The organism is Priestia sp. ABM2_011, from assembly GCF_056158845.1.
Map to the genome: position 1 here is coordinate 4,532,068 of NZ_JBSWUB010000001.1, position 24,339 is coordinate 4,556,406.

At 38.0% G+C, this 24,339-nt stretch carries 21 protein-coding genes, 1 tRNA gene and 2 pseudogenes; 3 read left to right on the plus strand and 21 right to left on the minus strand.

What is annotated here, in order from left to right; all coding sequences use genetic code 11:
* Positions 1-86: 86 nt before the first annotated feature.
* The 14 genes and pseudogenes from ACXAE4_RS23875 to ACXAE4_RS23940 form a co-directional block, all read right to left on the minus strand.
* Complete coding sequence (locus ACXAE4_RS23875) at positions 87-827, minus strand: LytR/AlgR family response regulator transcription factor (protein WP_033578087.1); 741 nt, start codon at positions 825-827, stop codon at positions 87-89.
* Position 828: 1 nt separating this feature from the next.
* A complete protein-coding gene (locus ACXAE4_RS23880) occupies positions 829-2,580 on the minus strand; it encodes a LytS/YhcK type 5TM receptor domain-containing protein (protein WP_475237063.1) in 1,752 nt (583 codons plus the stop codon).
* 106 nt (positions 2,581-2,686) lie between these two features.
* Positions 2,687-4,117: an amidase gene (locus ACXAE4_RS23885; protein ID WP_289578718.1), complete on the minus strand. Its 1,431-nt coding sequence runs from the start codon at positions 4,115-4,117 to the stop codon at positions 2,687-2,689.
* 35 nt (positions 4,118-4,152) lie between these two features.
* On the minus strand, positions 4,153-5,475 hold the full coding sequence (locus ACXAE4_RS23890) for an MFS transporter (protein WP_098113870.1): 1,323 nt from the start codon (positions 5,473-5,475) through the stop codon (positions 4,153-4,155).
* A 217-nt stretch (positions 5,476-5,692) separates the two neighbouring features.
* Positions 5,693-7,042, minus strand: coding sequence for a sigma 54-interacting transcriptional regulator (locus ACXAE4_RS23895; RefSeq protein ID WP_098113869.1), 1,350 nt, complete (start codon positions 7,040-7,042; stop codon positions 5,693-5,695).
* Between the two features lie 114 nt (positions 7,043-7,156).
* Positions 7,157-7,303 (minus strand): hypothetical protein, encoded by a 147-nt coding sequence (locus tag ACXAE4_RS23900; RefSeq protein ID WP_475237371.1) that lies wholly within the window; start codon positions 7,301-7,303, stop codon positions 7,157-7,159.
* A 6-nt stretch (positions 7,304-7,309) separates the two neighbouring features.
* Positions 7,310-8,484, minus strand: a pseudogene (locus ACXAE4_RS23905) (6-phospho-beta-glucosidase); the annotation flags it as partial.
* Positions 8,481-8,810, minus strand: coding sequence for a PTS lactose/cellobiose transporter subunit IIA (locus ACXAE4_RS23910; protein WP_034269415.1), 330 nt, complete (start codon positions 8,808-8,810; stop codon positions 8,481-8,483). The pseudogene ACXAE4_RS23905 and the gene ACXAE4_RS23910, both read right to left, overlap by 4 nt.
* A gap of 13 nt (positions 8,811-8,823) precedes the next feature.
* Complete coding sequence (celB, locus tag ACXAE4_RS23915; protein ID WP_098113868.1) at positions 8,824-10,182, minus strand: PTS cellobiose transporter subunit IIC; 1,359 nt, start codon at positions 10,180-10,182, stop codon at positions 8,824-8,826.
* 13 nt (positions 10,183-10,195) lie between these two features.
* Positions 10,196-10,501, minus strand: a complete 306-nt coding sequence (locus ACXAE4_RS23920) for a PTS sugar transporter subunit IIB (RefSeq protein WP_028412318.1) — start codon at positions 10,499-10,501, stop codon at positions 10,196-10,198.
* Between the two features lie 159 nt (positions 10,502-10,660).
* Positions 10,661-12,609 (minus strand): annotated as a pseudogene (locus tag ACXAE4_RS23925) (BglG family transcription antiterminator).
* A gap of 259 nt (positions 12,610-12,868) precedes the next feature.
* On the minus strand, positions 12,869-13,447 hold the full coding sequence (locus tag ACXAE4_RS23930; RefSeq protein ID WP_047751634.1) for a TetR/AcrR family transcriptional regulator: 579 nt from the start codon (positions 13,445-13,447) through the stop codon (positions 12,869-12,871).
* Positions 13,448-13,451: 4 nt separating this feature from the next.
* On the minus strand, positions 13,452-14,174 hold the full coding sequence (locus ACXAE4_RS23935; RefSeq protein ID WP_028412321.1) for an MBL fold metallo-hydrolase: 723 nt from the start codon (positions 14,172-14,174) through the stop codon (positions 13,452-13,454).
* Between the two features lie 272 nt (positions 14,175-14,446).
* Entirely contained in the window at positions 14,447-14,785 is a 339-nt protein-coding gene (locus ACXAE4_RS23940) for a YflT domain-containing protein (RefSeq protein ID WP_048020044.1), read from the minus strand.
* Positions 14,786-15,231: 446 nt separating this feature from the next.
* Between ACXAE4_RS23940 and ACXAE4_RS23945 the strand changes: the two genes are divergently transcribed.
* Positions 15,232-16,623, plus strand: coding sequence for an amino acid permease (locus tag ACXAE4_RS23945; RefSeq protein ID WP_289578717.1), 1,392 nt, complete (start codon positions 15,232-15,234; stop codon positions 16,621-16,623).
* A gap of 289 nt (positions 16,624-16,912) precedes the next feature.
* Here the strand turns inward: ACXAE4_RS23945 and ACXAE4_RS23950 are convergent, their stop codons facing one another.
* From ACXAE4_RS23950 to ACXAE4_RS23965, 4 genes are all read right to left on the minus strand, one after another.
* Positions 16,913-17,542: a copper homeostasis protein CutC gene (locus ACXAE4_RS23950; protein ID WP_033578077.1), complete on the minus strand. Its 630-nt coding sequence runs from the start codon at positions 17,540-17,542 to the stop codon at positions 16,913-16,915.
* 64 nt (positions 17,543-17,606) lie between these two features.
* The gene (locus tag ACXAE4_RS23955) at positions 17,607-19,052 is read right to left on the minus strand and encodes a DEAD/DEAH box helicase (protein ID WP_034269394.1); all 1,446 of its coding nucleotides are present in this window, start codon (positions 19,050-19,052) and stop codon (positions 17,607-17,609) included.
* A gap of 194 nt (positions 19,053-19,246) precedes the next feature.
* Positions 19,247-19,600: a hypothetical protein gene (locus tag ACXAE4_RS23960; RefSeq protein WP_034269391.1), complete on the minus strand. Its 354-nt coding sequence runs from the start codon at positions 19,598-19,600 to the stop codon at positions 19,247-19,249.
* A gap of 160 nt (positions 19,601-19,760) precedes the next feature.
* Positions 19,761-19,832, minus strand: a tRNA-Val gene (locus tag ACXAE4_RS23965).
* 334 nt (positions 19,833-20,166) lie between these two features.
* On the opposite strand from ACXAE4_RS23965, the gene ACXAE4_RS23970 reads away from it, so the two are divergent.
* The gene (locus tag ACXAE4_RS23970; protein WP_028412326.1) at positions 20,167-20,922 is read left to right on the plus strand and encodes an arylamine N-acetyltransferase family protein; all 756 of its coding nucleotides are present in this window, start codon (positions 20,167-20,169) and stop codon (positions 20,920-20,922) included.
* 27 nt (positions 20,923-20,949) lie between these two features.
* Here ACXAE4_RS23970 and ACXAE4_RS23975 read toward each other — a convergent pair whose 3' ends face one another.
* Entirely contained in the window at positions 20,950-21,399 is a 450-nt protein-coding gene (locus tag ACXAE4_RS23975; RefSeq protein WP_028412327.1) for an Lrp/AsnC family transcriptional regulator, read from the minus strand.
* 172 nt (positions 21,400-21,571) lie between these two features.
* Here ACXAE4_RS23975 and ACXAE4_RS23980 point away from each other — a divergent pair, with 172 nt between their 5' ends.
* Entirely contained in the window at positions 21,572-22,192 is a 621-nt protein-coding gene (locus ACXAE4_RS23980; protein WP_028412328.1) for a YitT family protein, read from the plus strand.
* A 38-nt stretch (positions 22,193-22,230) separates the two neighbouring features.
* Here ACXAE4_RS23980 and ACXAE4_RS23985 read toward each other — a convergent pair whose 3' ends face one another.
* A complete protein-coding gene (locus ACXAE4_RS23985; RefSeq protein ID WP_063248132.1) occupies positions 22,231-22,842 on the minus strand; it encodes a DUF1349 domain-containing protein in 612 nt (203 codons plus the stop codon).
* 154 nt (positions 22,843-22,996) lie between these two features.
* The gene (locus tag ACXAE4_RS23990) at positions 22,997-24,325 is read right to left on the minus strand and encodes a GntT/GntP/DsdX family permease (RefSeq protein WP_034269380.1); all 1,329 of its coding nucleotides are present in this window, start codon (positions 24,323-24,325) and stop codon (positions 22,997-22,999) included.
* Between the last annotated feature and the right edge of the window lie 14 nt (positions 24,326-24,339).

Consider the following 24,339-nt stretch of genomic DNA (forward strand, 5'->3'; position numbering starts at 1 on the left):
GTCGAATATTTGTGCTCACTTACAAAAATCGAGCCTTGAAATGCAAAAAACAGCCTGCTAAAATGCATAAGCAAGCTGTTTCTTACTTAAATTCCTAAACGCTTCTTCAATTCTTTAGCATATGTACGGCTGACAGGAACTCGCTTATCGTTTTTCATCACTAAATTATACGTGGAATTAAACCATGGCTGTACTTCGGAAATATGATGTACGTTGACGATATAACCCCGGTGCACACGAACAAACGACTGAGAAGGGAGCTTTTTTTCTAGCATAGCCAGCGTATCTGCAGTATGATAGGATTCGGTTATGGTCTGAATGGTAACTTCTCCTTCTATTAGCCCTACAAACAAGATGTCCTCTATATTTACTAACACAATTGAATCGTCTACAGAAATCGCTAACTTTCCCGTTTGAGAAGAAGACTCTCCTATCGGTTCTTCTTCTTTAACAGCGTGATGAGGAACACGCATTTTTTTATATTTATGAATGGCCTGCACCACTCTTTCTTCATCAAAAGGCTTCAAAATATAGTCAATTGCATCTACTTCAAAGGCTTGTAAAGCGTACTGATCGTACGCAGTTGCAAATATAATAGCAGGCGGGTTTTTCATTTTTTTAAGTCTTTTCGCAATATCAAAACCGCTGTCATCTGACAATTGTATATCTAAGAATAATAAATCCGGCTTTTCATCCATCATTTTATCCAACGCCTCTTCGATACTTTCAGCTTCTTCAATGAAGTCTACTTCTTTCGTTCGGTGGAGTAAATATTTTAATTCATCTCGCGCTAACATTTCATCGTCTACTATTAGTACTCGCAGCATATTACATACCCTCGCTTTTTAATTCAATTGGTATAACAAACGAAACTGCTGTTCCTTCTGTTACGTCAAACTCCAGTGTCGTTTCTTTTCCAAACAATCCATGTAAACGTTGTTTAATATTGTAAAGAGCCGTCCCCGTTCCTTTTTCTGAAAAAACAGGCTCATTGCCAAGCAGTTCCAATCGTTTTGTGTCTATACCTTGTCCATTGTCTTTTACCTTTACATATACATATTTATCTTTTGTCTCAATATAAACTTCTACGCGACAGTGTTTTTGTTTGCGCGGAAACGCGTGCCGAATGGCATTTTCCACAAGTACTTGAAGAATAAACGGCGGAAGCAAGACATCATCTAGTCCTTCTTCAATATACATGTCAATTTCGTATTTATTAGGGAATCTGGCTTGTTCAAGCGATAAGTACGCGTGAACATGATCAAGCTCTTTTGATAACGGAATCAGCAGTTGCCTTGCACCTTGCAAATTGGAACGAAAATAAATGCTTAGCTGCAGTAGCAGCTTTCTGGCTTTTTCTACGTCCTGTCTGCACAGCGCCGATATCGTATTAATGGCATTAAATAAAAAGTGAGGATTCACCTGTGCCTGTAAAGCTTTAATCTCCGCATCTTTTAGCAATTTACTTCGAAGCTCTGCTTCGCCGAGCTCTAGCTGAGTTGAAAAAAGTTTGGCCAATCCTTCTGCCAGCTCTTCCTCCACCCGGCTTAACCCACTCGCATCTTTAAAGTACATTTTTAGTGTTCCAATGGTAGTACCGTGAGAAGTAAGCGGCATTACAATTGCGGCATGAAGCGGGCAGTCTTTATGCTGACAATCAATTTGTTCTCTCGATTTTGCTTTCATAATTTTTCCCGTCTTCAGCACTTCGTGAGACAGCCCGGTAATTAAACTGTGCGAAGGAACATGGTGATCAATTCCTTCTCCCACATGAGCTAAAATTTTGTGCGTATCCGTTAACGAAACAGCGTCCGTACCTGTGAAGCGATGAATAATATTTGCAACATTTTCACATGATTCACTAGTGAGACCCTGCCGAAAATGCGGAAGAGTTTGATCCGCGATTAATAATACTTTGTGTGTCTGAAGCGCTCTCATTTGTTCTTCTTGCCGTAAAATGGACTGAATAATAGATAAGAAAATATAGCTTCCCGTACCATTTACAATAATCATTGGAATAGCAATAATACTCACTAGCGTCCATGCCGAATCAAACGGTTTAGCAAATAATAAAATAATCAGCATCTGAAGCGTTTCCATCGCTATGCCTACAAGTGCAGCAAAGCGCGGTGTAATCGTTCGATGTTTTTTCCGGTAGGCATAACCGATATATCCAGTTAACACTCCTGCCAAAACGGATGAAACAGCGCAGCTAAACGCCGTACTCCCACCTAACATAAAGCGATGAACGCCGGCAAGTAGTCCTACTCCTAAACCAACAAAAGGACCGCCAAGCAGACCGCCCATTTCCACACCCATAATTCGCGTATTTGCAATCGAGCTTGATGGATTTACTTTTAATAATAAATCTTCATTTCGAATAATCGTTCCTTGAATTTCAATTCCAGTGTAGTTGCTAATAATGCTAAAAAGAGAAAAAATAAAAATAAGTACAGCTTTTCCCTTATAACCTTGCTGTTTACGGAGAAATTGCCGAAAAACTTTTGTATGTGCTAGCAAAAAACCTATAATGACAATAACTCCGACTCGTTCTACCATCATAATTAATAAATGAATCATTTCTAGCCACCCTTTGCTGTCTGTTTCTATTTTATATTGTTACATTGATGGTGGCAGAAATCTAGCTGAACAAACAGAAAAAAGGTTCAAAAATGAACCTTTTTCTTTAGCTTAACGTTGGCTGTGTTTGAATATTCCATTTTAGTGTAGGGATATGGCGATGTTGTTCAAACGCGTATCCGATTTGATAGAGAGCAGCTTCAGCAAAATGTGGTCCTATGAGCTGCATTCCAATCGGTAGCCCCTCACGAGAATAACCACATGGTAACGACAGCGTAGGCAAACCAAGTAAGTTAGATGGTTCTGTTAAGCGAAGGAGCTCCGAACGAACTAACTTCATCTGATTATCAACTCTTACTTTTTCTTCTCCCATATAAGGAGGTAGAATCGGTAGCGTCGGAGCAATTAACACATCTACACTTTCAAATACGTCCTGAAATTCTTTCTGAGCTTGTAAGCGAATTTGCTGCGCTTTTGCATACTCATATCCCGTTACTTTTTGGCTTTCTTCCAGCCTCTCAAGAACGGGAAGCTGATAGTCTTGTCTATACGCTTTCATTCGCTTCTCATGAACCATATAGGCTTCACTTTGAATCGTTTTCGACTGTGCCCAAGATGCTTGTGACAGCATAGGAAGCTCAATAGACTTTACACTTGCACCTAGCTCTTCCAAACACTTCACTGCCTCTTTTAAAGCATTCCCAACTTCTGAATCTAAAGCATCGAAGTAAAAATTAGAAGGTATGCCAATCGTTTTTTTTAAAATAGAAGAACCAATGAATCTACTAAAATGTTCGGTCGGCTTATTTACTGAATAAAGATCTTTTGTATCATAGCCGGCAATTGTTTCTAAAAATAAAGCATTATCTGAAACGGTTCGCGTCATCGGTCCTACATGATCCAACGTTTCGCCAAGTGGAAAAACACCATGCTTACTTACTCGACCAAACGTTGGCTTCATCCCTACGATGCCACATGCAGATGAAGGTATACGAATAGATCCTCCTGTATCTGTACCAATCGCTCCATAACATAATCCAGCTGAAACAGCTGCCCCAGAACCACTGCTCGAACCTCCTGAAATCCTCTTCGTATCGTGCGGATTTTTTACGGCTCCATAATATGAAACATCTCCGCTTGGCCCATACGCAAATTCGTGTGTATTAAGTTTTCCAATCGTAATCGCTCCTGCATGATGAAGCTTCTCTACCACGGTTGCGTCATAATCCGGCGTAAAATGTTGATAAATTTTAGAACCCATCGTCGTTTTCATATTTCTTGTGTATACAAGATCTTTAACGCCAATTGGAATACCATGAAGCGCTCCTTTATACTCGTTATTCATAATTTCTTTTTCTGCTATTTTCGCCTGCTTTACTGCCTCTTCGTTTATCGTTATAAAAGCATTTAAAGCAGGATTAATATCTTTAATACGATCTAGTAAGCACTCTGTAATCTCTACCGGAGAGATCTCTTTATTTTTTATTTTTAAGGATAACGTTGTTATATCCATGTTTAAAATAGAATCTGAATGCATAAGTATATGCCTCCTCTTTTTACTATGATATAAGGTTAGCTACTTTGTTTAACAGGAATGATAGGCTTAATAATACGCTTTCCTGGCTTCACAAAAATCATGGCTATCATTCCAACAACAGCGGCTACGGCAGCTGCAGTAAACATCGCTCCGTATCCACTAGCAGCTACTAACGCACCTGTTAATGTCGGTGCTACAATCGTGGCGATATTTGTAAAAAAGTGCGTAACACCACCAAACGTTCCTGCTTTTGACGGCTCTGTATCAATAATTACTGTCCAATACACAGAGTTGGGCAAGAAATTAAATGCATTTCCAATTGTCATTAGCGTCAGTACTGCTGCTACGCTGTTAACCGTAGGCATGAAAATAAAACAGAGAGCTGTAAAAAATAGAGAGACAACGGCTAATCCAGACCTTGCTATGCGCAGGCTTCCTGTTTTTTCTCGTAAGTAATCAGATATTTTCCCTCCTAACAGCACGGTGATGCAAGCTCCTGTCCATGGAATCATACCTAAATACCATAGTGACCCTAATTGAAAATCAAATGTATCTTGCAAATACTTAGGAGTCCAAGTCAAAATTAAAAAATTCACATATTGAAAAGCAAAGTAACCGATAGCGTTCATGACTAACGTAGGATTTTTAAAGAAGTGATACCAAGGAACAGTTTCTTCATTCTGTCCACTTTCTTTCTCAAACTTTAGCAAACCTTGATTGGATCGTATTTCGGCTAATTCTTCTTGAGAAACTCTTTTATTTTCTTCCGGCTGATTAGTAAATACTTTAATCCAAATCGTAATCCATACAAGACCAATACACCCAAGGATAATAAACATCGTTTTCCAATCTGTAAAAGACAGCAGGGCTACTGCAATTGGAGCAGTTAACAGTGCACCAAGCGGCGTACCAAGTAATCCGATAGAAGCAGCAAATCCTCGTTCTTTCGGAGCTGCCCAGTTAGCCATTGTACGATTAATGGTTGAAAAAGTAGGCCCTTCCGCTAATCCAAATAAAACCCGGAAAACAGCAAATCCAGCAATAGCAGACCCACCAAACAAGGCCATCCCTATTTCACCAGCAAAAGCCGTTCCTATTTCAAATACGGACCAAGCCATACCTGCTACAATCCATACAAATTTAGGTCCTTTCTTATCAGCTAACGCTCCGCCAAATAATGCACCAAACATATAACCATATCCGAAATAGCCTAATATCCCTCCCCATGTTTTAGGATTTAGGTTAAACTCGCTTATAATTGCTTCTTGTGCATACGATATAGCACCTCGGTCGATATAATTCACTACGGTCATAAATACGATCATACCCATAATAAAATATCTGTACTTTCCTCTCATTTTCCTCACTCCCTACGAAAAATATGCTGCCTATAAAACTGCTCTACTTTATTATTAATATCAATTATTTTCTGAAAATTCAATCTCATAAAAAAAGAAACTTATGCGTCTATGCATAAGTTTTTGTGAACGTATTTCTTATAAAAATTTGATAGTTACAGAGTTTATCTCCCTCCTTTTATAATTTATGCACTTTTGCATAGGCATTTTATTTCGATTAAAAGCGGCTTAGCTTCCTACTAATTGTAGACTGATTAACGCCCAGCGCTCTTGCTATTTGTGTAGTGGATTTATATTTCTTCTTAGCCTTTCTCAGCAATTCTTGTTCTACTAAATGAACCGCGGCTTTTAAAGGCATTAGCTCATGAATTTCAATTTTCTTTTCATTTTTTGCACTTACTAGTATGTCACTCATTAACTGTTCTTCTTGAATCCACTCTCCTTCTGTTAATACAAATAATCGCTCTACTAACGCTTTAAGCTCTCGAACATTTCCTGGCCAGCTGTAGTAGTTTTGTAGTTTTTTCAACAGCCTAGGATGTAGCTTTTTCTTACTTTCATACAAGAAATTAATTTTCTCTAAAAAATGTAACGTCAATGGAATAATATCTTCTTTTCTGTTTCGAAGCGGAGGTATTTGAATAGGGATAATACTTAGCTGATAATACAGCTCTTTTCTAAATTTCCCTATTTTTATACTTTCCGTTAAATTAGTTGAAGTCCCCGTAATAAACCGAGCACTAGTATATGAGGATGTTAATTGCTGTTCTACGAGGTAAGATAACTTCAGCTGTAGTGGCAAAGGCAATAAATCAATTTCATCTAAAAAAACCGTACCGCCGCCGGCTTTTTCAATTGCTCCTATTCCCTCCCCTTGCCCAAAAATCTCCTTTTCTATATTAGATAATAAAATTGCACCACAACGAACTGTTACAAACGGCCCTTTGTTCCGTGGACTACGCTCGTGAATGAAATATGCCATGGTTTCTTTACCAACTCCACTTTCTCCATGGATTAACACACTAGATTCTACTAAAGCTGCTCTCTCAGCTCTAGAAACCGCTGTTTTCATTTCTTCGTTTTCGCTCAAAATGTACATCTGCTTTACCTTTTTGTTATTCAACCTTTCCATCTGACCCTGAGGAAGATGTTCAAATGGAGCAATTTTTTTTTCGTTTTGTAAAGACTGGTTCTGTTCCGTAATATCTTTTGAAATATTAACGACTCGAATAATGTCCCCCTTCGTATTTTTTATTGGTGCACCTATTACTTTTAATCGCCTTCCCAACTTTGTAACTTGAATCATTGATACTTTTTCTTTCTTTTCTAACACAAGCCTCGTAATCGATGGACTGTATGCCCCCTCTTTTTCTAACTCATAAACCGTTTTTCCAAGCAACTCTGTTTCCTTGTATCCCCATATCCTTTCACACCCCGAACTTACCTTTAATGTTCTTCCTTCTCCATCAGACATATAAATAGCATCATGAGAAATATCAAAAATAGTTTTTAATTCTCCATCCGCTATTTCATCAATACTATTTAGTTCTTCTCTCTTCCTATTCACGCTGTATCCCCCCTGAGTCTTGTGTCTTAGTATAAATGGAAAAGAGTAAAAACAATAGATATCTTTTATACAAAAAAGCTGTTCGAATACGTACTGTATTCGAACAGCTTGACTTTAAGCTTGAACCGTTTTAAAAAATTGAGGCAAGTAATCTTTATGAGCTTCTAACATCTCATCGACGATTTGTTTAGCTAGTTTATCAGAAGCAACAAGAGGATTAATGGTTAATGCTAAAATAGCTTTGTCATAATCTCCTGTCACTGCTGCTTCAGCTGCAATCCGCTCAAATGACTTAATGGTTTGAACAAGACCGCGGACAGGTACGGGACATTGCCGACTGAAATTGGCTTTGGACCATCTTTTGTAATGATACAGCTTACTTCTACAGCAGAATCAGCTGGAATGCTTGCAATAGCGCCATTGTTCACTGTGTTTACAGGTTGAATATCGCCTTTATCCGTATAAATGGATGTAATCAATCGAACCGCTGCATCACTATAATAAGCACCTCCGCGCTGTTCCAATTGAGGCGGTTTAATGTCTAGGTTAGGATCTTTGTACAGTTCAAACAGCTCTTTTTCCAACTGTTTCACGACTTCTGCTCTGGTTTCACCTTTTTCATAATTAACAAGCTCTTTTTCTACCATTTCACGCGTTTTATAATAGTACATGTGATATGGACACGTTAACGCATTTAGCGCTTTTGTGAATTCTGGCTCCCATCCAAGTCCTGCTACATTTTTCACAAAGCTGCTGTTAGTTGGATCACTCAATAAATCAATAACTTGATCTTTGACACTTACACCATCTACATATACATCTAATCCGTAGACCATGTGATTTAAACCAGCAAAATCAATTCGAATGCGAGAGTGGTCTACATCAAGCAGCTTAGCAATCCCCATTTCCATTCCGATTGGCACATTACAAAGTCCTACAATCTTTTTAATGTTACTATAGCGAAGCACAGCTTCTGTTACCATGCCAGCAGGATTTGTGAAGTTAATCAGCCAAGCTTCTGGACATAACTCTTCAATGTCACGGCAGATATCTAAAATAACGGGAATGGTGCGAAGTCCTTTAAATAATCCTCCCGGTCCGTTTGTTTCTTGACCGAGCACCCCGTATTTAAGCGGGATTCTTTCATCTTTCGCTCGTGCATCTAACAAGCCAACGCGAAATTGAGTTGTTACGAAATCCGCATCTTTTAGTGCTTCTCTTCGATTTAACGTTAAATGAACCTCGATTGGCAAACCTGATTTTTTCACCATTCTCTTCGCTAAATTTCCAACAATCTCTAATTTTTCTTTTCCTTCTTCCACGTCTACTAGCCACAGTTCTCGAACTGGAAGTTCATCATATCGTTTAATAAACCCTTCTATTAGTTCAGGCGTATAGCTTGAACCTCCGCCAATCGTTACAATTTTAATACCTTTTGTCATAATGTAATCCCCCCAGAAATTTTGATTGCTTCATATAAATCTACAAATTCAGTAGCCATTTCTTTTACCGTCATCGCATTCATTAAATGATCTTGAGCATGAATCATGAGCAGAGAAATTTCTGTGCTATCCCCTCTAATTTCTCCTTGAATTAACGACGTTTGGATATGATGAGCAGCATTTAATTCTTCAGAAGCTTGTGTAAGCTTTTCACGCGCTTCTGAAAAATCTCCCTTTTTGGCAGCCGCTATCGCTTCCATTGCTGAACTTCTGCCGTTTCCACCGTGTAAGATTAATTTAAAAATATATTCTTGAACGCTTTCCATTCTTTATCCCTCCTCACACAATATCTTTCTGTGTATCACTTGGTACCCCTTCAACTGCAGGCTGTATACCATGTTCTTCAGTGAATTTTTGTTTATCCCACATTCTAAAGAAAGGATAATAAATGCAAACAGAAATGCCGATGTTAATAGCTTGCATAACTGCACCCGATAATTTTCCTCCTGTGGCCAAATAGCCAGAAATAATCGGAGGCATGGTCCAAGGAACCGCAATACCTGCTGGTTTTGCTACCAGTCCTGTCGACATGGCAATATAGGTTGCTACTACCGTCACAAGAGGGGTAATAATAAACGGAATAAGCATCATTGGATTCATCACCATCGGAAGTCCAAAGATAATCGGCTCATTGATATTAAAAAGAGCTGGCCCTATTCCTAATTTACCAAGCTGCTTCATTTGTTGACTGCGCGCTTTTAAAATCATGGCAACGACTAGAGCTAGTGTCGCTCCGCTGCCTCCGATATTAATCCAAATGTCAAAGAACTGCTGTGTGAAAATATTGGGTAATACTTCATGGTTAGCAAATGCAATTCTGTTTTCATCCATAGCTCCATACCAAATTGGAGCCATAATTCCACCGACAATATTCGCTCCATGAAGTCCACAAGACCACATGAGCATAATAACAAGCTCGGCAACTAGCGTACCGCCTAAACTGCCGCCTAACACACCTAAAGGCTTTCCAAGCAATTCTCCAACGATATTATGCAGACTTCCAAAATGCGTTTGTTCTACTAACAAACGTAAAATCCAAATAAATGCTATTACCGTGAAGCCAGGAATAAGAGCGGCAAACGATTTTCCAACAGCGGGTGGAACTCCATCAGGCATCTTGATGACAATATCTTTTTGAATAAACCATCTGTAAATTTCCGTAGAGAGAATCGCGACAATCATTGCTACGAAAAGTCCTTTACTTCCCATTAAAGCGGTTGGAATTCCGCCGTCTACTAAAATAGCTTCTTTAGCGCCGCTTGGGAGAAACGACACTTTATACGGAGTAGCAAGTAAAAAGGCAGCAAGTGAAATAGCACCTGCGGACAAAGCGTCTACTCCATATTTTTCAGCTAATCGATAGGCTATTCCGAAACAAGCAAGCAGCGCCATAATATCGAATGTAGCTCCAACTGGATACGCCATTTTTGTGGCCCATTCTTTTCCGAAAATCCCTGCCATAAAGTCGTTGTAACCTGGTATCGGTAAATTCGATAGTATTAAAAATACGGAACCGATAATAATGAGCGGCATTGTTAGAACAATACCGTCTCGAAGTGCTTGTAAATGGCGTTGACCTGCCATTTTTCCGGCGATAGGCATTACTTTGCTTTCAAGCATACTATTAAATTTGCTCATGTAGTCCACACTCCTATTTTGAAACTAGTTGAGCTGCAAATTTTAACACTTGTTCTCCATTACACGTTCCGTAGTGAACAGGATTTATAACGTCAACTGGCACTCCTTTTTCTTCACCTAGCTTCTTAAGCTGCGGCAGCAAGTAGCGCACTTGAGGTCCTAATAACAGTACATCTGCTTGATCAATATGATTGCGAACAGAGTCACCAGGAACTGCCCAAATTTTATACTCCGTGCTTTGGTCCTGAGCACTTTTTTCCATTTTTGTTACTAGTAAACTTGTAGACATTCCAGCTGCACAACATAATAGAATATTCATCTGTCATTCCCCCGTTTTTTTATTTTGCTATCTGTTTTGTTGATAGTTTTATCTTAAAATAAAAGCGCTTACATTTATACACAACCTTTTTCCGTTAGTAACGGAAAAATTATGTTTGAACATTCAGATAAAAGAAGAAGCCCCTCTCTTGGACTTCTTTTATCTAATATTTTTCATAAATACCTCTATAAACTCCTCATAATCCTTGCACTTTACTAAGCGCTGCACGACCTGCTTGTCATCCACAACGCGAACCAACAAACTGTACATCTTCTGCAAATCGCCTTGATTATTCGCTTTTACACTTAAAAGACAAATAAATTGCACAAGATTTCCTTCCCACATAATCGGTTTTTTTAACGTGCAAATGGCCCAAAACGTCGTATCGGTTTGAGGAACCATAGGATGCGGAATCGCAACGAGATTGCCAAAACTTGTTGGGGATGCAGCTTCTCTTTCAAAAACAGATTCTATAAATTGAAAAGGAACTAGTCCTAGATGAGTTAATTTCTCTCCTAAAAAATGAAGCACTTCTTCTCTTGTTTGAAATTCTTGCTGTAAATATACTAATTCTTTTTTCGTGTATTCTAACGAAGACTGCGGTTTATTCTTCATTAAACATTCAATTTTTTTAAAATCATTGTTTCCTAGAATTGTACTTACTTGTACTACAGGAACAGGAAATCCTCTGGAATTGGAATGGTACTAACAATAAAATCTAAAGAGTGCAGCGACATTTGGTGAAGCTTATAATACTGAGTTGTTCCTAAAATAGTAAGATTTAATCCAAACGTAGCCTGCAGCTTATATGATAATAGCTTGGCACTCCCTACTCCCGATGCGCATACAATCAAACAGCGCTTAGGCTGATTGATAATTTTCCGACGTTCAATGGCCCCTCCAATATGTAAAGCTAAATAGCCAATTTCCGTTTCATGCATGTCAATTTCAAGGCGATTTTTTAAAACCTTCCCGGCAATAATTCCAGCTTCAAAAGCAAGAGGGTAATGACTCTTAATTCCTTCAAGCATCGGGTTTCGCAGATTCATTCCATATTTATAGCGGTTGATAGCCGGTTTCAAATGCAAACTCATGCCAAGAATCAACTCTGAATCTTCACTAATTCCTAAATGAAGCTCTTTTTCAATTGCTTCTAATATAGCCGCTGTTAATTCATAAATATCTGCGGCAATAAACTGCTTCACTTCTTTGTCTTCATGATTGCTACTGTTGAGCATTTTTGTACCTAGCAAATGAATGGCGATATACGCTGTTTCTGATTTCGGAAAACGAATCTTGAATGCCTTTTCAATTTCCCTCACAATTTCAGCTGCTACTTCATATTCTTTATGCTCCATAATTTCAAGCAAGTCTTCTGAATACAAAGAGATAAAATTTTCTTCTTGTATTCGCTTACAAGCTATTGCTAAATGAATGATTAAATTATTTAATCCAATATCTGAAACCATAATATTGTATCGTTTTATTTGATTTAAAATGTGGGCTTTAATCGTTAAGATTGATTCTTGGGGCAGGATGGATATTTCATTGTATACCATATCTACTTCTTTATCTTTTCGGTTAAATATGTACTCAGACATACAAAATCTCATTTTCATTTCGTCCCCTTTAGCTTTCAAGCCATAGTTAGGACGTTTTTCTAAAAGAATATCATACTTACACAGCTGTTTTTTAACATCTCTTAAATCGTTTTGAACCGTTGATTTGCTAATATATAACTCGTCTGCTAAATCTTCGAGCTTCAAATATCCGTCTGCTAGCAGCAGTCTTTTAATTAAATAATGCACGCGGTCATCAGGAACGGTTGGAATAGAAGTTGAATCAAATAATTGATTAGCCGAAAGTTCTTTTAATAGCTGATGAAATTGTTTTTCATCTAAAACGCTAAGTTCATATCCCGTCCCTCGAGCTGATTTAATTTTGGCCCCGTACTGAGACAACATGTCATCTAACTGTTTTATATCCGTTCGAATAGTTCGAGAAGATACCTGATTTACTGTTGCTAAATATTCGCTCGTAACGGTTGATAATGTAGACTGTACGGACATTAGTTCTCTTAATATGACGATCATTCTTGAATTAAGCATGTTTGTTTCTCTCCATTCTCAGAAGATTTCCCCTTTATAAAATAAATTAAAAGAGCTGGTTATTTTAAACAAAAGCAAAAAATACCTAAACAGCAACAAACAGAAACTACCTTTTCTGTCCTTGCAGCTTAGGTTTTGCCTGCTTCATCAGTAACAACCCTAAAACAATAGGAATAAATGTCTTTATTTGTAATCTATCATTCTTTCTGTTTTTTTTCAATTTCCATTAAAGCGTTAGGCTTAGTGGCATTAATGAAATTTATGGAGTCTGTTCATACCGGTGTAGCCCCAATACAAACGTACGAATTAAAAAATCTAGTGTCTCATCAGTACTCAACGGCATGCCAAATCCCCCTTTTTGCTCCAAAGAAGAAAATCCATGTAAAATGCTGCGGAGACTTCTAACAGCATGAAGGGCTTCACTTTCCGGAAGATGATACGGTTTTAACACCTCCAGCACTAAAAATACGATGTTATCAGATGCTTTTTGTACTTCTTCATCCTGTATCGTTGGTGCCACCGTTGCCGTTGCTTCGTATATTCCGGGAGACTTTCTTACAAATGAAACGTACGCTTTACTTAGCTGATAAACAGCGTCTTCTGCAGAAGCATGTTCAACAGCACTTTTTAGAAGATAGTGTAGCTGCTGCAGTCCGCTTAAAGCCAGTTCTTTGCGCAGCTCTTCTAACCCTTTTATATGATTATACAAAGACGGAGGGCGAACATCTAATTCTTTGGCTAATGAAGCAATTGTAACAGCATAAAACCCTTCACGATTGGCCAAATTTTCACCTGTTTGAATAACCTTTTTGAAATCTAGTCCTTGTCGTGGCGACATCCCTTCATCTCCTCTTTTCTATTTTTACTTTTGCTTGTTGTATTGCTTTTTCCATCATTTTTAGCGGTTGAGAAAGCATTCTTCCGTGTCCAACAGCAAGAAGTGACGGGTTTAATTCATATAGCTTTTCTGCACTTTTAAGCGCTAGCTCTTTGCTCCACGTTCCAAAGGCAGGAAACGGAAACAGCGGTTTTAACTGACCTGATACGGCAACTCCTCCCCGCACTTGGAAAGAATCTCCCGCAATTAATGCGTTCGTTCTCTGGTCTAAAAAAGACATAGACCCAGGTGTATGTCCAGGTGTAAAAATAGGGGCAAGTGAGCCTATATAAGACTCTTCTTCGATGAAATGATCAATTTTAGTTGAAATCTTTCCTAGTTTTGGTATTCCTCCACGGATTGGGTTTTGAGGTTCTTCAGAATTGAGTGTGAAGTCTCCTGAAAATAATCGATAATCTCTTTGCGACATATAAACAGAAGCATTCGGCAAACTTTTCTTCACATTATCAATCGCTCCGATGTGATCTTCATGAGTATGAGTAAAAACGATTCGAGTAATCGGTTTTCCAATTTGATCTGCAGCTTTCAAAATACCTGACGCGCTGTAAGGAAGAGCCGCATCAATTAACGTAAGACTGTCTTTCTCTTCGACTAAATAACAATTCACTGGAAAAAACCGAGGCAAAAACGTCAATTGATACAACATTTTCTCACGAACTATTCTCATTTCCTCATCCCCTATTATCAAAATAAAAACTAATGGTATTAGTTTTTATTTTAACTAATACCATTAGTTTTATCAATCATATATTGGAAAAAACAAAAAAGAGTGTGAGACATAACGAAATCGAGTGAATTTAAAGACGAACAAATGGAATAAAGGAGCTCGTATAGATCACTTGTTACACCGTCCCCACAAAAAAATCCGAACGCGGCTGATTCTTGATAGAGAATCAACCGCGTTCGAATCTTACTTTAACTAAACTACTTTTGCCCTAATTAAACGTCTTTTCTTTCTCCCGTAGCAGCCACTACAATCGCACTGCCTTTCTTTAACTCTTCTTCATATTTTTTTGTTTCGTCTTTTGATAAACCTAGCGCAGCCATTTTTGTTCGAAGCTCATCTTCTCTTGTTAAAAATAAACTCGCTGCTGAATGTAAAGGACCTTCTTCAGACAGTCGAATAATATTTGTGTCCGTTACTTCTGTTAAATTTTTAGAATTTTCCTTGTCATAGGTAAACACGTATACTTCATTTTTCTCAAAACCTTTATCTGCAAATTGATTAACTGCTTCGTTAATATTCGCTCCGTTTTCTACTACTTCAACATGTTTCATTATTTATAACCTCCTGTTTCTATCGCACATCTTTCTTTTATACTTAGCAAAAGAATGAACTTCTTACTACTATATATACCCGTTTTCAGAAAGGAAAACCCGCATTTAGTGCTTTACGGAGAGTTTGAATATCATTCCATATTATCCTTTAATCGGATGTATATCTCTTTTGATTAACGTATCTAAAACAATCATTCAGCTTATTTTCAGCTACCATTCATAAAAAATTCATCTGCATTGCTTATTATAATAAAGAAAAAAGGCGCTAATCAGGTACTTTCTACGCATAATGAATGTCTGTGTCAGAGTAAGCCGGATATGAATGCAACCATTCATATCCGTTTTTTTATATGAAAGAACTTCTAACAACATCCTGTCCTTGCACCTTATAACATACTATAATTCTCCGTATTAACTAAAAATTCAGGTTATATAGGAGGTTACAAATGAACAGCCATCCACAGCCACAGTTAAAAAAAGAGTTAAAGATCCGGCATATCACCATGATTTCTCTTGGAGGAATTATTGGCGCTGGATTGTTTATTGGAAGCGGATCACTCATTAACACCGCTGGACCCGGCTCTATTTTTTCGTACGCATTTGCTGGTTTACTCGTTATTTTAGTCATGCGAATGCTTGGAGAAATGTCTACTGCAAATCCTTCCAGCGGTTCGTTTTCCACTTATGCAAAAGAGGCATTAGGCCCTTGGGCCGGCTACACAATTGGCTGGCTCTACTGGTTTTTCTGGGTTATCGTTATTGCTGTTGAAGCCATTGCAGGTGCAAATATTATTCAATACTGGTTCCCGTCTTTACCGTCTTGGGGAGTTAGTCTGACTCTTACTTTTTTATTAACGATGACCAATCTGTACTCTGTTAAATCTTTCGGAGAATTTGAATATTGGTTTTCTCTCATTAAAGTTGTCAGTATCGTTCTTTTTTTACTTTTAGGTATTGCTATTATTTGTGGATTCATTCCAGGAATTGATTCTCCCGGCACTTCCAATCTTTTGCATAAAGGCGGCTTTTTACCGAATGGAATTAGCTCTGTATTTTTAGGAATCGCCCTTGTCATGTTCTCCTTTATGGGAACAGAAATTGTTGCAACCGCGGCAGGTGAATCTTCTCAACCTGAAAAAGCCATTACCGTTGCGACCAATACCGTTATTTATCGTATTTTATTTTTCTATTTAGGATCTATTTTTATTTTAGTAACCGTTCTTCCGTGGAATTCATCAAGCCTAATGAAAAGCCCATTTGTCTCTATTCTTGAATTAGTAAACATACCGGCCGCCGCTCAAATTATGAACTTTATTATTTTAACAGCTGTCCTTTCTTGTCTGAATTCTGGTTTGTATACAAGCTCTCGTATGCTGTTTTCCATGTCTCAAAATGGTAATGCGCCAAAAAGCTTTTCAAAATTAAATAAAAAAGGCGTACCGGTTAGCGCGATATTAGCATGTACAGTTATTTCGTACATCAGCGTCATCTTTAACTATATTTCGCCAGATAAAATCTTTTTGTTCTTAGTGAATGCATCAGGCGGCGTAGCCCTTCTTGTGTACCTCGTTATTGCATTTTCACAAATTAAAATGAGAAAAAAATATGAAAAAGAAAACCCTGAAGCATTAAAAATTAAAATGTGGTTGTTTCCTTACTTAACTTACGCTACAATCCTTGCCATCACTAGTATCTTTATTGCCATGGCATTTATTGATTCATTGCGTTCGCAGTTCTTTTTAACTCTTTTAATTGCTTTACTCGTCGTAGGTTCGTTTTTCTTTCAGCGTACCAAAATGACGAGCAGCTTAGCAGCAAAAGAAAACACATCAAAATAAAAGAGGTTGAGACATAACGAAATGGATCCAACCTAAAGATGAACAAGTGAGATAGATGAGCTGGACTGCTTATGACACCGCAGTTGATTTCCGTGCAAGGCTTCGCTTTCCGCGGGCGGGCGCTGTTCCCGCAGGAGTCTTCGCCTTGCCCTCCAATCACCTGCTAGAAGGAACGAAACACATAAAACTATATTTACCATCACAAAAAAACGAACCACCAATCAAACATGTTGATTAGTGGTTCGTTTTTCACTTTGACTAACATACTTTTGTCCCAGCCTCTTTTTATTTAATCCGATAAATCTCCTACAATTTTTGTTCCGTGTAATTCAGTCGCCTGTGTGTCTTTTATAACCCGATCTGCGTTGCCTTCATGAATTCCTCCGCCGGGCAAAATAATAAGACGGTCATTGGCGTATGTGATCAGTTCTCGGATCACCTGCAAGTTTTGCAAAGCAGACCCTTTCCCACCTTTGGTCAAAATGCGGTCTGCTCCCATTTCACTAAGTATATCAATGGCTTTGTATTTATCTTTAATCTCATCAAATGCCATATGAAACGTAACGCTTAAAGGACGAGCTTCTGCTATTAATTCTTTAGTGCGTCCGTGATCGATTTCATTTTTTTCTGTTAATATGCCGAATACTACTCCGTTTACTCCAAGGTCTTTACATGCTTTAACGTCTTTTTTCATAATTTGAAATTCTGCTTCGGAATATAAAAAATCACCGCTTCTTGGGCGAATAATCACGTTGATATCTGTATCAAGATGTTCACTTGCATGTTGAATGGTGCCGTAACTTGGCGTAGTGCCTCCTTGACTGAGATTGTCACATAATTCAATGCGGTCTGCTCCTAGCTTTTCCGCTTTTTTTGCCTGCTCATACCCTTCTACACACGCTTCTTTTATGTACTTCATACTCTCAACTCCTTTATTGGCTGTATAAATAAAGCCCATCTTTAAAAAGATGGACTTTCCTTTATTATTTAATCGCTTTATGAACTTTTAATTTCTTTCCTTTAATTGTTTTGTTTTTCATTGCTTGCAACACTTTGGGACCTTTTCCATTCAGAATCTCTACATACGAGACATTTTCTTGAATCGTAATAATTCCAATATCGTCTGCGGTTACTCCGTCTAATTTTGCGATTGTTCCTACAAAATCGACCGCTCGAATTTTCTTTTTCTTTCCTCCGTTAAAATACAGCTTCATAATGTCTTTATTTAATGACTCGCTTTTATCTTTTTTAACTTCTGGACGCTCATTAATTTTTTCATTAAAAGCGAATGCTGCCTGCTGTACTTCTTCTTTAGAAGGAGGAGTAGATACTGGAATCGAAAAACCAATATATTCTTCAATTTCCGATAGCATTCTCTCTTCATAAGGCGTTACAAATGTGATAGCCTTCCCTTTTTTACCGGCACGTCCCGTTCTTCCCGTACGGTGAACGTAGCTTTCTTTTTCCAACGGAAGGTCATAGTTAATAACGTGCGTGATATTATCAATATCAATTCCTCTCGCAGCTACATCTGTTGCTACTAAATAGCGGAATTTCCCTTTTTTGAAATCATTCATAACCTCAAAACGGTCTTCTTGCACCATTGCCCCATGAATTTTATCACAAGGATATCCAAGATCATCTAAATCATCTAACAGCGTATTTACCTGCTCTTGCGTGCGGCAAAAAATGATGCAGCTGTCTGGATTTTCTACTGTAGTTACGTCTTTCAGCAGTTCAAATTTACGTTCATTTTGTACTGTTATAACAGAATGGTCAATCGTGCTTGTTGTTAATCCGTTCGCTTTGATTTCAACATCAACCGGCTTCTTCATATATTTGCGAGACAGCTCTTCAATATCTTCAGGAAGCGTAGCCGAGAAAAGCATCGTTACACGCTCACTAGGAAGATGTTGAATAATTGCTTCCACTTGATCAATAAAACCCATATTTAGCATTTCGTCTGCTTCATCAATAACCAAATAACGAATTTTCTCTAATGCAAGCGTTTCTTTTTCTATATGATCAAGCACTCGTCCAGGCGTTCCCACGACAATATGTGTTTTTTGCTTTAATTCTACTTTTTGCTTGGCAAATGGTGATTTTCCATAGACAGCTGCTGCTTTAATTCTCTTAAAACGGCCGATATTGGTAATATCTTCTTTTACCTGTGCAGCCAGCTCTCGTGTAGGCGTTAACACTAAGGCCTGGGGCTTATTTTCTTCCCAATTAACTAATTCACACAGTGGAATGCCAAAGGAAGCCGTTTTTCCACTTCCTGTTTGAGACTTCACGACAACATCTCTTTCTTCTAGCGCGATGGGAAGCACCTTGCTTTGTACTTCCGTAGGATGATTGTATTGCAGGCTAGAAAGTGCCTTAGCTACCTTGTCACTAAGACCGTATTGACTAAAACTTCTTTGATTCATTTTGTACCCTCATTTATTTTAAATTAGTGATTATCTTTATCATGACCTGATGCACTATGTTTCATTATACTTTAATTCTTCTATACGCGCTCAAAATTTCAAATCACATCAGCCGCTTTTGAATATACACTCATTTTTAAAGTCCAACTTATTTTCAGTTCATACACCTACAATATACAAAATCAGTAAACTAACTAAGAAATAATAAGATAATAGCGCGCACTGTTAATAGTTTGTTTTGAATATGTAGCATAATCCGTACAATCTATCCACTTGTATTTATCTAATTTCTTTTCTAGCTTTTCACTAATTTCGTCTTCAATCTCGTGCATTAAAGCAACCGTTTCGTAAATGCTCATCCCAAAACGTTCAGCTGCTTGGTGGTGAGGAGACTGCTGTTTAAGGAGTGTTAAAAACTGTTTTTTCGTCTCAGCTTTTTGCGCTAAACGATCTTCGACTCCCTCAATGAATTGATATAGCATTCGCTTGTTAAAAGGAAGAGAAGCAATTATATCTCTTGCAAAAACCTCCATCATCTTTTCATTCATGGTCACTCCACCCTTCAACTTTAAAACAAATCATAGTTTTACTTATTTAGTTTTAATTATTATAAACGTAATGATTACGATTTACAATGTGGCATTCTTCCTAAACCAATGAAGAAAGTGAAAAAGCCGCTCTCTTATTAATAAGAAAACGGCTTTGGTATGAGCGATGAGGGATTCGAACCCCCGACCCCATCCCTGTCAAGGATGTATTCTCCCACTGAACTAATCGCTCGTAATATGTATTGACTATATTATAGAAAGAGTTATCCAATTTTGTCAACTATTTTTCCACAGTCCCCAAGTTGGAAGAACCGTCTTTACTTTTGATAAACTAAAAACATGCCATAAAGGAGCATGACGGGATGAAAGCACACGCTGAATTTTATTTTGATTTTGTCTGTCCACTATGTTTTCTAGCCACTAATCCTTTAAGAGAAGTCAGTAAAGAACAAAAAGCTGAGATTGAAAGAATTTGCTTCCAAAGAAACCATTAAAAAAACGCTGTTACATGAATATTCTGCTAAGCTTAAAGACAAAGAGAAATGATTCACTAAGAGGTGTATTTGATGAATATTAATTATTATTTTAGTCGGTTTTTAGCTAAGAAACCGGATAGTCCAACGTATGAAAACTTAGCTGCTTTACAGAACAAGCATATGCTTCATGTTCCGTTTGAGAACTTAGACGTTTTGTCTCAAACTCCTATTATCATTGATTTAGAACGGATCTTTCAAAAAGTAATTGTAAATTTGCGCGGAGGATTTTGCTACGAATTAAACGGTTTATTTGGCTGGCTGTTAAAAGAAAGCGGTTATGAAGTCTCGTACGTTTCAGCTACCGTCAAAAAACCCGATGGCACGTGGACCATTGAAGGAAGTCACGCTACAAACCTTGTGACAGTTAAAAATCAGTCTTATATCGTAGACGTTGGATTTGGAGATTCTGTTCGCAAGCCAATGCCTTTAAATGGCGAAGTAGTAAGAGATGTAAGCGGCTCTTATCGTATGACAAACGTTGCTGAGCATATGTATGATTTGCAGCGATGGGAAGATGATGTATGGAAAACGCTGTACCGTGTGTCTACGCTTCCTAAGAAACTGACAGACTTTACTCCCATGTGTGAGTTCAATCAAACGTCAGCTGATTCTCCGTTTGTACACAAACGCCTTGTTACGATCGCAACACCTACAGGGCGAATTACCCTCTCTGGTGAAACACTAACTGTAACAGACAGCGGAAAAAAGACGAAAAGAAACGTTTCAGAAGAAGAAGTTCCTGATATTTTGCAAAATCATTTTTATATTATTAAAGGGTTTTATTAATATGTCCTTACACAAAAAACCGGCCTCTTATGGGGTCGGTTTTTGTATAGGAGTAATCATCCTGTTTTCTACAGGCGACTTTAAAATAATTGAGGTATTCACATTTCCATAAGGAATCAGTTCATCCACGAGCATTCTAAGTCCATCCATTCCAGACACGGCTGCTTTGATAAAATAAGAAACCGGTCCCGTTACGCGATGACATTCAAGCACATCTTCATTTTGCTCAATAAAGTCTTCAAATTCCTCTGGTTTTCTTTTTAATTCGCTTACTTGAATAAACAGCTGTGTATCTCTCCCTAAAGCTTTCGGAGACACCGTAGCGCTGAAACGCTGTATCACTCCTCGTTCCTGAAGGCGCTGCAGCCTTTCTGATACGCTTGGACGGCTAAGAGCCAGCTTTTTTGATAAATCACTAATCGTCATACGCCCGTCTCTTTGCAAAATAGACAATAATTGTACATCGATTTGATCCATACAAACCTTTCCTTTCAAAATGAATATAATAAATAAAATCTTTATTCAAGTTGATAACAGAACAAGTATTATTTCCTTCATTTATACATGTGTTTTCTTTATTTAATATCCTATCATTAAAGTAGATAATTGAAAATGAAAATTCCGAAAAAACAAACAAAGGGGTTTATTTATGAAAAAAGTTTTATGGATTATTCTTGGATGTACGATTGCAAGTATTGGTGTTCTTATCTTGCGGCACTCTCACGTAGTGACGGGGGGAACAGCTGGTCTGTCTCTTAGCTTATCATATGCCCTTCCTTTGTCGTTTGCGGTGATTTTTTTTCTCATTAATATTCCTTTTTATCTCTTTTCCTTCTTTCAAATGGGATGGAAATTTACCGTCACAACTATAGGATCAGTGTCTTTGCTATCACTTCTCACTTCACTCGATCACTTGCTTCCTGCTTTTACACTTCCCAGCCTGATGGGTGCTGTTACGGGCGGACTAATTGCCGGTCTTGGCTTATCCATTTTATTTATGAACGGAGCTTCTCTTGGGGGTGCTAATATTCTAGCGTTATTCGCGCAGCGAAAATTCGGTTGGGATCCTGGAAAAGTGAATTTTTCATTTGATTTCCTCGTCGTGCTGTCGAGCATGTATTCAATTGGATTTTCAAAAGGAATTTTCTCTTTTATGTCCATTGCGATTACAGGGTTTGTCATCAGCTATTTCAAACAAAAAATTGCTTTACACAATCAATCGACACCCACTGCTGCCACACAGCCTTTAGATAATGTGCTCTCTAAATAAAAACCACGATTTAACTGTGACTAAATCGTGGTTTTCGTTTAAAGCTTTTCTACTTTTATAAAATCAAATTGGGCCTCATATCCTTCTCCTTGAGGACTACAAGCGTAAATCCCAACTTGAACAGGTTCTTTGGATGAGTGCAATAAGTGAGCGATTCGGAGCTGAGTCCAGGAATCTCCATCACTTGAATAACAAACGGTGTAATCATCATTTTTGCGCTGAATTTTAAAATAAAGCGCTGATTTGTTTTGAGTAAAATTTTGACTGGACCAATCTGAGAAGCCCTGGTTGGTTACGACTGCTCCTAATTGGTTAGGGCCATCGGGATTGTATTCAACTGACGTTTTGATCCACGTATCTTTTGATACACGAATCATGAGACCTGCTTGATCGTAGCGATTAACTGGATATGTATGCACCTTTGTCATGATTTCAAAGTCGCCTTCTACTTCACGATAAAGAAAGTGTCCATTGTCCGCTTCAAAGCCATAATGAGTACGCTGCCAAAAATCTGTTTTAGCGTCTGTTTTAATCACTAATCGATTCGTTTCCGTATCAATTTGAAATTGAGCTGGTGGACAATACCAAGAAACGTCTGAATCTAATTTTCCTTCTGAAAAGTTTGTGAAAAATACTAGTTGATTACTCACTCTCTGTCATTCCCTTCTTAGAAGCTATTGTTCTTCTATTTCTATTTTGCCATAATTTAACGAATAAATAAAATATTTTGATTATTTTTCTAGTAAATTCTTTTCTTTCATAAAAAAATAAGACTCTTTTACATAGAGTAAAAGAGTCTTATTTTTAGATTATTGCATTTAGAATAAGTGCTCCTGCAAAAGCAATAAAGGATAGAAGCGTTTCCAGAACAGTCCATGTTTTGAACGTTTCTTTTACTGTTAATCCTAAATACTCCTTCACCATCCAGAATCCAGCATCATTAACGTGAGAGAACATTAGTGAACCCGCGCCCGTAACAATAACCAGAAGTTCTAAATTAACACCAGACATGTGCTCAATGATCGGTGAAACAATACCCGCCGCTGTTGTTAATGCAACTGTTGCTGAACCTGTAGCGATACGGATTAATCCAGCAATTAAAAATGCAAGTACAAGTGGTGATAGAGATAGATGTTCAGACATTTGACCAATCGTTGTACCTACTCCACTATCGATTAATACTTGTTTGAAGCCACCGCCTGCACCAATAATCAAGACAATAGATCCTACAGGAAGCAAGCATTCTTCCGTTAGTTTTTTAATCACATCTTTTGTCATACCTTGACGTTTTCCAAGCAGGTAAAACGCTGCAAAACAAGAAATTAAAAGTGCAATTAATGGACTTCCTATTAATTCTACAAACTTCACTACGCCGCTTGGCAATCCGTTAATAATAGGCACTATTGCTGCTAAAACCATTAATAAAACAGGAAGTAAAATAACAAAGAATGAAACGCCTGTACCAGGAAGATCTTTAGATGTTGTCGTGATACGAATTAAATCCGGCTCTCCTTCTGGAATTACTCGTTTGTTAACCCATTTTGCAAAAACTGGTCCAGCGATAACTGCTGCTGGAATTGAAATGATTAACGCGTATAAAAGCACTTTCCCCGTATTTGCTCCGTAAATACTAATAGCTGCCATCGCTCCCGGATGAGGAGGAACGAGACCGTGAACAATTGATAATCCTGCAATAACTGGCAGAGCAATCAATAATATATTTTGTTTTGTTGTTTTATGAATCGAAATAACTAAAGGCAGTAAGATTAAAATTCCTACTTCGAAGAAAACAGGAATACCAATAATGAAACCTGCTACTAGCATTGCCCACGGCAATCTTTTCACACCGAATATTCTTACAAAATAATCCGCTACCTGCATGCCAGCGCCTGAATCAGCCATCAGCTTACCTAAAATTGTTCCCAGTGCTAAAATTCCTACTAAGTGTCCTAAAACACCGCCCACTCCCGTTTCGTAAGCGGCAACAATTTTATCCATTGATAACCCAGAAGCAATTGCTAAAAACAAACTCGCAACCGTTAAACTGATAAACGCATGCCATTTAAAAACTGAAACACCTACAATAACAATAACAATTGCGACAACCGTAATAGCTAATAAGTATGCATCCATCTTGCTTTCCACCT